Source organism: Romboutsia sedimentorum, assembly GCF_030131845.1.
Classification (GTDB): domain Bacteria; phylum Bacillota; class Clostridia; order Peptostreptococcales; family Peptostreptococcaceae; genus Romboutsia_D; species Romboutsia_D sedimentorum.
Genome location: NZ_JASKYM010000007.1, coordinates 129,622 through 140,670, shown reverse-complemented (window position 1 = coordinate 140,670; position 11,049 = coordinate 129,622). Strand labels below are relative to the sequence as shown.

10 protein-coding genes, 12 tRNA genes and 2 rRNA genes are annotated in these 11,049 nt (G+C 33.5%); all 24 read left to right on the top strand.

Annotation, left to right across the window (positions count from 1 at the left end; all coding sequences use genetic code 11):
* Positions 1-157 (top strand): 23S ribosomal RNA (locus QOZ84_RS12835); the annotation flags it as partial.
* 143 nt (positions 158-300) lie between these two features.
* A 5S ribosomal RNA gene (gene rrf / locus QOZ84_RS12830) occupies positions 301-417 on the top strand.
* A gap of 25 nt (positions 418-442) precedes the next feature.
* A tRNA-Glu gene (locus QOZ84_RS12825) sits at positions 443-517 on the top strand.
* Positions 518-523: 6 nt separating this feature from the next.
* Positions 524-599, top strand: a tRNA-Val gene (locus QOZ84_RS12820).
* 9 nt (positions 600-608) lie between these two features.
* Positions 609-685: transfer RNA gene (locus QOZ84_RS12815), tRNA-Asp, on the top strand.
* A 12-nt stretch (positions 686-697) separates the two neighbouring features.
* Positions 698-773 (top strand) — tRNA-Asn (locus QOZ84_RS12810).
* 5 nt (positions 774-778) lie between these two features.
* Positions 779-853 (top strand) — tRNA-Thr (locus tag QOZ84_RS12805).
* A gap of 7 nt (positions 854-860) precedes the next feature.
* Positions 861-945 (top strand) — tRNA-Tyr (locus tag QOZ84_RS12800).
* Between the two features lie 9 nt (positions 946-954).
* Positions 955-1,028 (top strand) — tRNA-Gly (locus tag QOZ84_RS12795).
* A 13-nt stretch (positions 1,029-1,041) separates the two neighbouring features.
* Positions 1,042-1,117: transfer RNA gene (locus tag QOZ84_RS12790), tRNA-Val, on the top strand.
* Positions 1,118-1,128: 11 nt separating this feature from the next.
* Positions 1,129-1,205: transfer RNA gene (locus tag QOZ84_RS12785), tRNA-Asp, on the top strand.
* Between the two features lie 12 nt (positions 1,206-1,217).
* Positions 1,218-1,293: transfer RNA gene (locus QOZ84_RS12780), tRNA-Asn, on the top strand.
* A gap of 8 nt (positions 1,294-1,301) precedes the next feature.
* Positions 1,302-1,376 (top strand) — tRNA-Gly (locus QOZ84_RS12775).
* Positions 1,377-1,386: 10 nt separating this feature from the next.
* Positions 1,387-1,463: transfer RNA gene (locus tag QOZ84_RS12770), tRNA-Arg, on the top strand.
* Positions 1,464-1,590: 127 nt separating this feature from the next.
* Positions 1,591-2,433: a diadenylate cyclase CdaA gene (gene cdaA, locus QOZ84_RS12765; RefSeq protein ID WP_284133350.1), complete on the top strand. Its 843-nt coding sequence runs from the start codon at positions 1,591-1,593 to the stop codon at positions 2,431-2,433.
* Positions 2,430-3,590, top strand: coding sequence for a CdaR family protein (locus QOZ84_RS12760; RefSeq protein ID WP_284133349.1), 1,161 nt, complete (start codon positions 2,430-2,432; stop codon positions 3,588-3,590). Before cdaA ends, QOZ84_RS12760 begins: the two co-directional genes overlap by 4 nt.
* Before the next feature lie 290 nt (positions 3,591-3,880).
* Complete coding sequence (ptb, locus tag QOZ84_RS12755; protein WP_284133348.1) at positions 3,881-4,783, top strand: phosphate butyryltransferase; 903 nt, start codon at positions 3,881-3,883, stop codon at positions 4,781-4,783.
* Positions 4,784-4,802: 19 nt separating this feature from the next.
* Positions 4,803-5,897, top strand: a complete 1,095-nt coding sequence (gene buk / locus QOZ84_RS12750) for a butyrate kinase (RefSeq protein ID WP_284133347.1) — start codon at positions 4,803-4,805, stop codon at positions 5,895-5,897.
* A gap of 58 nt (positions 5,898-5,955) precedes the next feature.
* On the top strand, positions 5,956-6,633 hold the full coding sequence (locus QOZ84_RS12745) for an ATP-binding protein (RefSeq protein ID WP_284133346.1): 678 nt from the start codon (positions 5,956-5,958) through the stop codon (positions 6,631-6,633).
* A 43-nt stretch (positions 6,634-6,676) separates the two neighbouring features.
* Entirely contained in the window at positions 6,677-6,892 is a 216-nt protein-coding gene (locus tag QOZ84_RS12740; RefSeq protein WP_284133345.1) for a 4Fe-4S binding protein, read from the top strand.
* Positions 6,893-6,915: 23 nt separating this feature from the next.
* Positions 6,916-7,992: a 3-methyl-2-oxobutanoate dehydrogenase subunit VorB gene (locus tag QOZ84_RS12735; protein WP_284133344.1), complete on the top strand. Its 1,077-nt coding sequence runs from the start codon at positions 6,916-6,918 to the stop codon at positions 7,990-7,992.
* Entirely contained in the window at positions 7,992-8,747 is a 756-nt protein-coding gene (locus tag QOZ84_RS12730) for a thiamine pyrophosphate-dependent enzyme (protein WP_284133343.1), read from the top strand. The genes QOZ84_RS12735 and QOZ84_RS12730 overlap by 1 nt, the downstream gene beginning before the upstream one ends.
* A 1-nt stretch (position 8,748) precedes the next feature.
* Entirely contained in the window at positions 8,749-9,291 is a 543-nt protein-coding gene (locus tag QOZ84_RS12725) for a 2-oxoacid:acceptor oxidoreductase family protein (protein WP_284133342.1), read from the top strand.
* Between the two features lie 177 nt (positions 9,292-9,468).
* On the top strand, positions 9,469-10,815 hold the full coding sequence (gene glmM / locus QOZ84_RS12720) for a phosphoglucosamine mutase (protein WP_284133341.1): 1,347 nt from the start codon (positions 9,469-9,471) through the stop codon (positions 10,813-10,815).
* The last annotated feature ends 234 nt before the right edge of the window (positions 10,816-11,049 follow it).

Below are 11,049 nucleotides of genomic sequence, written 5' to 3'. Positions count from 1 at the left end.
TAAGCGCTGAAAGCATCTAAGCGCGAAGCCGACTTCAAGATAAGATTTCCCACCGTAAGGGTAAGACCCCAGGAAGACTACCTGGTTGATAGGTCGAAGGTGTAAGTGCAGCAATGTATTTAGCTTACCGATACTAATAGGTCGAGGACTTGACCAATTTAAATGATTAAAACCTAAATGTATACAGTTTTAAAAGTATTATATCATCTTATTTTTAATAAAAAATAAAGAAAAATAGTATTGACGCTTTTGTAAAAGAATGTTAATATAATATTTGTTTAATAGATGGATATAATATAATGTGGTTATAATAGCAAAGAGGATACACCTGTTCCCATTTCGAACACAGAAGTTAAGCTCTTTAGCGCTGATGGTACTTGGTGGGTAACTGCCTGGGAGAGTAAGACGTAGCCACGTTATTTATTTATGAAAAAATAAGTAAGGCCCATTGGTCAAGCGGTCAAGACACCGCCCTTTCACGGCGGTAACAGGGGTTCGATTCCCCTATGGGTCACCAATTCCCGGGACTATAGCTCAGCTGGGAGAGCACCTGCCTTACAAGCAGGGGGTCACAGGTTCGAGCCCTGTTAGTCCCACCATATATATGCGGCCTGGTAGTTCAGTTGGTTAGAATGCCAGCCTGTCACGCTGGAGGTCGAGGGTTCGAGTCCCTTCCAGGTCGCCAAACTAAATACGCGGGAATATGGCTCAGTTGGTAGAGCAATTGACTGTTAATCAATGGGTCACAGGTTCGAGTCCTGTTATTCCCGCCAAATATGCTAGTGTGGCTCAACGGTAGAGCAGCTGACTTGTAATCAGCAGGTTGTAGGTTCGATTCCTATCACTAGCTCCATAAATACGGAGGATTTCCCGAGCGGCCAAAGGGGGCAGACTGTAAATCTGTTATCGACGATTTCGGTGGTTCGAATCCACCATCCTCCACCAATTAAATATGCGGGTGTAGCTCAATGGTAGAGTTCTGGCCTTCCAAGCCAGCTGTGAGGGTTCGATCCCCTTCACCCGCTCCAATATTTAATTCCCGGGACTATAGCTCAGCTGGGAGAGCACCTGCCTTACAAGCAGGGGGTCACAGGTTCGAGCCCTGTTAGTCCCACCACTTATATATGCGGCCTGGTAGTTCAGTTGGTTAGAATGCCAGCCTGTCACGCTGGAGGTCGAGGGTTCGAGTCCCTTCCAGGTCGCCAAATTAAATACGCGGGAATATGGCTCAGTTGGTAGAGCAATTGACTGTTAATCAATGGGTCACAGGTTCGAGTCCTGTTATTCCCGCCATTGAATATGCGGAAATAGTTCAGTGGTAGAGCGCAACCTTGCCAAGGTTGAAGTCGCGAGTTCGAATCTCGTTTTCCGCTCCATATTAAATATGGGTGCATAGCTCAGCTGGATAGAGCAACGCCCTTCTAAGGCGTGTGTCCGGGGTTCGAATCCCTGTGCGCTCACCAATAAAGAAAGTTTCACTAATGTGAAACTTTTTTTTTATATAATTATATACATTGTATATAGTTTGGTTAATATAGTATAATACATAGTATAAATAATTAAGAAGTTGTCGAACAGGAGGGTAAAACTGTGTTGGATATAAGTTCTTTTTTTAGTGGATTTTTAGAGATACTTTTTAGAATAACAATAAATGACGTAATTGATATATCCATAGTTGCATATATATTTTATAAAATATTTATGTTTTTAAAAGATACAAGAGCAGAACAAGTTTTAAAAGGAATACTTTTTTTATTGGTAGCAACCCAAGTAAGTGAAATTTTAAAATTACATACTCTTTATTGGATATTGTTAAATGCTTTAGATTTTGGAGTTATAGCTGCTCTTATTATTTTTCAACCGGAACTTAGAGCAGGGCTTGAACATATAGGTAGAGCTAAGTTTAATTTTTTTATGAAAAACACACAGAATACCGTGGAAGAGATACTAGATAAAACAATAGAAGAAATAGTTGAAGCACTATATTCATTATCAAGACAAAAAATAGGTGCCCTTATAATTATGGAAAGACAAACTAAAATAGGTGACATAATAAATACAGGTACTAAGATAGATGGAGACGTATCAAGACAGATATTGATAAATATATTTATACCAAATACACCATTACATGATGGAGCAGTTGTTATTAGGGACTCACAAGTAAAAGCAGCGGCATGTTTTTTACCGTTGTCTGAAAGTAAAGATTTAAGTAAAGATTTAGGCACTAGACATAGAGCAGCAGTAGGTGTGAGTGAAGTTTCGGATTGTATATCACTTATTGTTTCTGAGGAAACTGGAGATGTATCTATAGCTAAAGCAGGGAAGCTGTATAGAAATATCTCAAAAGACAGAATGGCAAATATACTAAGAAGTAATTTAAAACCTAAAACAGATGAGAAAAGTTTCTTTAAAGGTGGTATATTCAGATGATAGGTAAATTTAAAAATAATACAAAAATAAAAATAATATCCCTGTTAAGTGCACTAGTACTATGGTTATATGTTATGGAAGTAGTAGACCCAGATGAAACTAAATTATTTGAAAATATTCCAGTAACTATAACCAATATGAATGAATTAAAAGAAAATGATCTTGTGATATATCCAAATACAGAAATAACATCTGATATAAATTTTTCTGGTAAACTATCAAAGCTTAAAAAGATTAAAAAAGAAAATATTCATATAGATGGGCAAATAAAGAACCCAATAGAAGGAAAAAATGAAATTTATTTAACAGCAAGCGCACCAGGTCAGATTACACATGATATTAAAGATAATCTACAAATAGTTACTTTAGAAAAACTTGTAACAGAAAAGAAAGCTGTTGAAATAAAAGTACAAGATAAATCAAAAATAGATCAAATAAGTAAAGATAAAAAGAATATATCCGTATCAGGTCCTAGAAGCTTGGTAAAAGAAGTTAAGAACGTGGTAGGTATATTAGATGTAGGATCAAATACAAATGATTTTTCTAATCAAGTAAGCTTAATGCCTGTAGATAAAAAAGGTAATGAAGTAGTAGGTGTAGAATTAGAACAATCATCAATTGCAGTGAATGTAACTTTACTAGAAGAAAAGAAAGTTCCTATAAGAATAAAATTTAATGAAGAAATTAATTTAAAAGACTACACATTAAGTCAAGAGAGTGTAACAATAAAAGGTAAAAAAGACATTGTAGATAAAACAGAGTCTATAGAAACTCAATCGGTAGATATAAATGAAGTAGCTAATGGAATTTCTAAGGAGATATATTTAAATCTTCCAGAAGGCTTAGAAGCAGAAACTAAATATATTACTATAAAACTTAATACTATAAATATAATCAAAGAAAATTTTGAGTATACACCACAAGATATTGAGATAAGAAATAATGAAAGTAATATAGATACAAGCACTTTAAAGATACCGGATAATATTAACGTTAGCATTGAATATTTAGAAAATATGGGCACTATAAAAAAATCAGATATAGTATTATATATAGACCTAAAGCAAGAGATTGGTGAAGGTGATAAGTATGATATAAAATACGATGTAAAATATAATCTTAAAAGCATAGTAGTTAATCCAAGTAAAACAGAATAAAATGTATAATTATAAATTGAAGGTGCAACAGAAAATGTCGTTTTAAATATAAAAACGCATATTTTTGTTGCACCTTATTTATTTTAGTAATACTATAAAAGTAAAGACAACTTATAGTGAAATAATCTGAAAAATTAAAAAATTTACAATGGACTGGGAAAACGATACTAAAAAGTGTATACTTTAAATGTAAGAACAAATTGTTTAAAATAAAATGGAATTAATTGTTATTTAGAATTGAAAGTATAAAAATATTTTTTATTTACATATGAAAAATGAGGTGGGATTAGATGAGAAATTTTGAAGAAGTAATAAAGTTTGCAAGAGATAGGGGACCTAAAACTATATCAGTGGCATGTTGCCAAGATAAAGAAGTTTTAATGGCTGTTGAAATGGCAAGAAAAGAAGAAATAGCTAATGCTATTTTGGTTGGGGACATAGAAAAAACAAAAGAAATAGCAAGTAGTATAAATATAGATCTTAATAATTATGAATTAATAGACATAAAAGACTTATCAGAAGCATCTCTTAAAGCAGTTGAATTAGTATCACAAGGAAAAGCAGATATGGTAATGAAGGGGCTAGTTGATACAGCTATAATATTAAAAGCTGTGTTAAATAAAGAAGTTGGTTTGAGAACTGGAAATGTATTAAGTCATGTTGCAGTATTTGATATAGAAGGATATGACAGATTATTTTTAGTAACAGATGCAGCAATGAACTTAGCACCAGATGTAAACGTTAAAAAACAAATTATAGAAAATTCATGTACTGTAGCACATTCATTAGATATAGACATACCAAAGGTAGCAGCGCTATGTGCAAAGGAAAAAGTAAATCCTAAAATGCAAGATACAATAGATGCAAAAGAATTAGAAGAAATGTGCGAAAGAGGAGAACTTAAAGGTTGTATAGTAGGGGGACCTTTCGCATTAGATAATGCAGTATCAATAAAAGCTGCAAATCATAAGGGAATAAATCATCCTGTAGCAGGTAAAGCAGATATATTATTAGCTCCAGATATAGAAGCTGGAAATATATTATATAAATCATTAGTATTTTTTGCGAAGTCAAAAAATGCAGGTCTTATAGTAGGGGCAAAAGCTCCTGTAATATTAACTTCAAGAGCAGATAATGAAGAAACTAAGTTAAATTCAATAGCTTTAGGTGTACTAATGGCTGCTAAAGCTTAATATATTAGGGGGTAGGCATATGGATAATATATTCAAAATACTAACAATAAACCCAGGTTCAACATCAACTAAAATAGCTGTGTTTGATAATGAGAGTTTGGTATTTGAAAAAACTTTAAGACATTCTTCTGAAGAAATAGGGAAATATGAAAAAATCTCAGATCAGTTTGAATTTCGTAAAAATGTTATAGAAGAAGCATTAGTAGAAGGTGGAGTTAAGACAAGTGATTTACACGCAGTTGTAGGTAGGGGTGGTCTTCTTAAACCTATACAAGGTGGAACTTATGTTGTAAATAATCCTATGATAGAAGATCTAAGAGTTGGTGTTTTAGGTGAACATGCATCAAACTTAGGTGGAATCATAGCAAAAGAAATAGGGGATCAAGTTAATATACCATCATACATAGTAGACCCTGTTGTTGTTGATGAAATGAATGAGGTAGCTAGGGTATCAGGAATACCTGAAATAGATAGAAAAAGTATATTCCATGCATTAAACCAAAAAGCTACAGCTAGAAGAGCAGCTAAGGAATTAAATAAGGAATATAGTGACTGTAACTTTATAGTAGCTCATATGGGTGGAGGAGTATCTGTAGGAGCACATGAAAATGGTAAAGTAATAGATGTTGCTAATGCTCTAGATGGTGAAGGTCCATTTTCTCCAGAAAGAAGTGGTGGATTACCAGTAGGTGATTTAGTTAAAATGTGCTTTAGTGGAAAATATACTCAAGATGAAATAAAGAAAAGAATAAAAGGAAATGGTGGTCTAGTAGGATACTTAAATACTAATGATGGTAGAGATGTTGAAGCTAGAATAGAAGCTGGAGACGAAAAAGCTAAATTAGTTTATGAAGCTATGGCTTACCAAGTAAGTAAAGAGATAGGTTCTTGTGCATCAGTATTAAAAGGAAAGGTAGACGCAGTTCTTTTAACTGGTGGAATAGCTTATTCTAAGATGTTTACAGGAATGATAGAAGAAAGAGTTAATTTTATATCTGATGTAAAGGTTTACCCAGGTGAAGATGAGATGATAGCATTAGCACAAGGTGGACTTAGAGTTTTAAATAAAGAAGAAGAACCTCAAGTATATGGTTGTGCAGTACAGTGCATATAAAGTAGCATTAAACAAATAACATATATGAATTTAATTATATGACTTAATGGGTGAGATAATGATAACTAACGATAACAGAATAAGAATCATAATAGGACATTATGGAAGTGGAAAAAGTGAATTTGCTATAAATTATGTCACTAAGTTGAGAAAAGAAGTACAAAATAAAGTTGCTTTATCAGATTTAGATGTGGTAAACGTATACTTTAGAACAAGAGAGAAAAAAGAATTATTAAAATCATTAGATATACTTCCAATAGATAGTTCAATAGATGCTCCAACACTAGATTTGCCAGCATTATCAGGTCAAATAACAACTCCAATAAATGATAAGTCTTATGAGTATGTTATGGATGTTGGTGGGGATAATGTAGGTGCAAGAGTAGTAGGAAGATTTAATCATTTAATAAAAGAAAATGATTATGATATGTTTTGTGTAGTAAATGCAAATAGAGAGCAAACTCAGACTGCTGAAAAAGTCATTGAACATATAAGAGCAATAGAAAAGTCTTCAGGACTTAAAGTTACAGGTTTAATAAACAATACACATCTTATAAGATCAACTACAATAGAAGATATATTAAGAGGACAAGCATTGGTATCAAAAGTATCAAAGCTATGCGATATACCAGTTAAGTATGTTGTGTGTATGGAAAACCTTATACCGCAGTTACCTAAGGATTTAGAAGGGGAAGTATTCCCAATAAAGCTTTATATGAGAGAAGATTGGATGTAGTTTGAGCTCAAATATATAGAAAGATTTAAGGAGGCATAAGAAGATGGCTAAAGGAACAGTATCTTTTAATAAAGACCTTTGCAAAGGTTGTGGATTATGCGTAGATGCATGTCCAGTAAAAATTATATCAATGGATAATAGTAAAATTAATAAAAAGGGATACAATCCAGCATCAGTTAATGATATGGATAAATGTATAGGATGTACAAACTGTGCTACTATGTGCCCAGATTCAGTAATAACAGTAGAGAGAGACTAATTAAAAATTAAGGGGGAATTTTAATGGCTAAGATACTTATGAAAGGTAACGAAGCATTTGGAAAAGCAGCTATAGAAGCTGGATGCAAATACTTCTTCGGTTACCCTATAACACCACAAAATGAATTACCAGAATATATGGCTAAAGAGTTACCTAATGTTGGCGGAGTATTCGTTCAAGCAGAATCAGAAGTTTCTGCTATAAATATGATATACGGAGGAGCAGGTACAGGAGCTAGAGTTATGACTTCTTCATCTTCTCCAGGAATAGCACTAAAGCAAGAAGGTATAACTTATGCAGCAGGAGCTGAACTTCCATGCGTTGTAGTTAACGTAATGAGAGGAGGTCCAGGACTTGGTGGAATACAACCTTCTCAAGCTGACTACTTCATGTCTACAAGAGGTGGAGGTAATGGAGACTATAGAACACCAGTTTTCGCACCTGCTACTGTTCAAGAAGCTGTTGATATGATAATGGAAGCTTTCAATGTTGCAGATTTCTACAGAACACCAGTTATGGTAGTTGCAGATGGTATGATAGGACAAATGATGGAGCCAGTAGAATTTAGAGCTCCTAAAACTAGAGAATTACCAGTTAAAGATTGGGCAACTACAGGAACTAAAGGAAAAAGAAAACCTAATATAATAAATTCATTATACTTACAACCAGATGAATTAGAACAACATTGTATAAAATTAGAAGCTAAATATAAAGAAATAGAAAAAAATGAAGTTGATTATGAAATGTACAAAACAGAAGATGCTGAATTAGTATTCGTAGCTTACGGTACTACATCTAGAATAGTAAAAAATGCTATAGAGATATTAAGAGGAGAAGGAATAAAGGCAGGTCTTATAAGACCTAAAACTTTATGGCCATTCCCAGTTGAAGCTTTCAATCAGATACCAGAAGCTAAAAACTTATTAACTGTTGAGATGAGTATGGGTCAAATGGTAGAGGATGTAAGATTAGCAGTTGAAGGAAGATTACCTGTACACTTCTATGGAAGAGCTGGTGGAATGATACCAGATCCAGATGGAATAGCTAACAAAGCTAAAGAAGTAGTAGAAAGTGAATTAGCTGTAGGAGGTGTTAGATAATGTCAGTTGTATTTAAGAAAACTCAAGGTTTAACAGATGCTCAAACTCATTATTGTCCAGGATGTACTCATGGTATAATCCATAGATTAGTAGCAGAAGTATTAGATGAATTAGATGTATTAGGAGATACTGTAGGTGTAGCTCCAGTTGGATGTTCAGTTCTAGCATATAATTACTTTAATTGTGATATGCAAGAAGCATCTCACGGTAGAGCACCAGCAGCTGCTACAGGTATAAAAAGAATTCAACCTGATAAAACAGTATTTACATATCAAGGAGATGGAGATTTAGCTTCAATAGGTACAGCTGAAATAGTTCATGCTGCAGCTAGAGGAGAAAAATTCACTACTATATTTGTAAATAATGCTATATATGGAATGACTGGTGGACAAATGGCTCCAACTACATTAGTTGGTCAAAAAGCTACTACAGCTCCAAACGGAAGAGAAATAGATAAACAAGGATTCCCAATACAAATGAGTGAAATGTTAGCTACATTACCAGGAGCTGTATTTGTAGAGAGAGTTTCAGTAGATACACCTGCTAATGTTAGAAAAGCTAAGAAAGCTATAAAGAAAGCTTTTGAAGTTCAACATGCAGGATTAGGATTTGGTATAGTAGAAGTATTATCTACATGTCCAACTAACTGGGGATTAGCACCAAATGACGCATTACAATGGTTAAGAGACAATATGATGCCATACTATCCTTTAGGAAATCTAAAAAATATTGATCTTAATGGGGAGGTGAAGTAATATGTCTACAGCTAGAGTAATATGTGCAGGATTCGGCGGTCAAGGTGTTATGTCTATGGGACAATTACTTACTTATGCAGGAATGCTAGAAGGTAAAGAAGTTTCTTGGTTACCATCATATGGACCAGAAATGCGTGGAGGTACAGCTAACTGTGCAGTAACTGTATCTGATAGCCCAGTAGGTTCTCCTCTTATAACAGGAGATGCTACTTGTGCAATAGTTATGAACTTACCATCACTTGAAAAATTTGAAAGTGAAGTTAAGCCAGGTGGAAAAATAATAGTAAACAGTTCTCTTATAGAGCAAAAAGTACAAAGAGACGATATTGAAGTTTATTATATACAAGCAAATGATCTAGCTTCAGAATTAGGAAACCCTAGAGTTGCAAATATGATAATGCTAGGAGCTTACCTAAAAACAGAGCCAGCAGTAGAAGTTGACTCAGTTTTAGAAGCTTTCAAAAAAGTATTTGGACCTAGTAAAGAGAAGTTTGTACCTTTAAATAAGGACGCTTTATTAAAGGGTGCAGCTGCTATAAAATAGTATTATATTAATACTCAAAAATTACAAAAAAAGGACAATAGAAACATTTCTATTGTCCTTTTTGTTTATATATATTAAAATGTCCTTATGGAATAAACTAGAGAATCAATAACATTTATGTGTGCATAATAATATATTATAATTTGATAAGCTTTTCGTCGTGAAAGGAGATTTTTAATGAGAAAATATTTTGGAACAGATGGGGTAAGAGGTATAGCTAATACAGAGCTTACTTGTGACTTAACATATAGGTTAGGGAGAGCTGGAGGTTACGTTTTAGCTCAAGGAAAAGAAAAGGTTAAAGTAATAGTAGGAAAAGATACAAGAATATCAGGAGATATGTTAGAAGCATCATTAATATCAGGACTTATGTCTGTTGGATGTGATGTAATTACTGTTGGAGTAGTGCCAACACCTGCTGTTGCATATTTAATAAAAAAATATGATGCTGATTGTGGAGTAGTTATATCTGCATCACACAACCCAGTTGAATATAATGGAATAAAGTTCTTTAATGAAGATGGATATAAATTAGATGATGAAGTTGAACTAAACATAGAAAACTATATAGACAACATAGAAAAAGTAGATTATTACCCAGTTGGAGAAAAAGTAGGTAAAAAAATACACATGCATGATGCACAGAGAGATTATATAGATTACTTAAAATCTATAATAAATGTAGATTTTAAGGGACTAAAAGTAGTCTTAGACTGCGCTAATGGAGCAGCATATAAAGTTGCACCAATAGTATTTGATGAATTAGGTGCAAGTGTTATAACTATAAATAGTGAACCAAATGGGAATAATATAAATGATAAGTGTGGATCAACTCATCCACAAAAATTACAAGAAGCTGTTTTAAAACATAAAGCAGATTTAGGTCTTGCATATGACGGAGACGCAGATAGATTAATTGCTGTCAATGAAGCTGGAAACATTGTTGATGGAGACCATATAATGATATTAAGCGCTATATACTTAAAGAAAAAGAGTAAGCTAGCACAAGATACATTAGTAGTTACAGTAATGAGTAACATAGGTCTTACTATTGCAGCTAAAGAACATGGTGTAAAACTATCTACTACTGGTGTAGGTGATAGATATGTACTAGAAGAAATGAAAAATAGTGGATATAACTTAGGTGGAGAGCAATCAGGCCATATGATATTCTTAGATTACAATACAACTGGAGATGGCGTTTTAAGTTCACTAGTACTAGCTCAAATAGTATTAGAGGAACAAAAGAAATTATCAGAACTAGCAGCAGTAATGACTCAGTATCCACAAGTACTAGTTAATGCTAGAATAAAAAATGAAAACAAGAATAGATACATGGAATACCCACAAATAAAAAGTGAAATAGAAAGAATAGAAAGCTTATTAGATGGATGTGGAAGAGTCTTAATAAGACCATCAGGAACAGAGCCACTAGTAAGAGTTATGTTAGAGGGTAAAGAGGAAGGTCAAATAAAAGAACTAGCTACAAACTTAGCTAATCTTATACAAGAAAAACTATCGTAAATTAAAAGTAAATACTAATACATATTAGTATTTGCTTTATAAGCGCCAGAACTTAGCAGCTGATTATTTAAATAAATAATTGTTAAGTTGACGAGGTCAGAGTTTATCGAATTGTCGGCGGATGCTCTGCGGTGTGTTTACCATCGTTAGAACTTCCTTAAATCATAGAAGTAATTCTATGGACAAAGGGAAGCTTATGTAAACATATGACCTAACTCTAAAAATATAAACAAA

Coding starts and splice junctions, on each gene's coding strand:
- QOZ84_RS12730 (WP_284133343.1), top strand. CDS start 7,992: ATGTCAGTTGTATTTAAGAAAACTCAAGGTTTAACAGATGCTCAAACT.
- QOZ84_RS12745 (WP_284133346.1), top strand. CDS start 5,956: ATGATAACTAACGATAACAGAATAAGAATCATAATAGGACATTATGGA.
- glmM (WP_284133341.1), top strand. CDS start 9,469: ATGAGAAAATATTTTGGAACAGATGGGGTAAGAGGTATAGCTAATACA.
- buk (WP_284133347.1), top strand. CDS start 4,803: ATGGATAATATATTCAAAATACTAACAATAAACCCAGGTTCAACATCA.
- QOZ84_RS12760 (WP_284133349.1), top strand. CDS start 2,430: ATGATAGGTAAATTTAAAAATAATACAAAAATAAAAATAATATCCCTG.
- QOZ84_RS12740 (WP_284133345.1), top strand. CDS start 6,677: ATGGCTAAAGGAACAGTATCTTTTAATAAAGACCTTTGCAAAGGTTGT.
- QOZ84_RS12725 (WP_284133342.1), top strand. CDS start 8,749: ATGTCTACAGCTAGAGTAATATGTGCAGGATTCGGCGGTCAAGGTGTT.
- ptb (WP_284133348.1), top strand. CDS start 3,881: ATGAGAAATTTTGAAGAAGTAATAAAGTTTGCAAGAGATAGGGGACCT.
- QOZ84_RS12735 (WP_284133344.1), top strand. CDS start 6,916: ATGGCTAAGATACTTATGAAAGGTAACGAAGCATTTGGAAAAGCAGCT.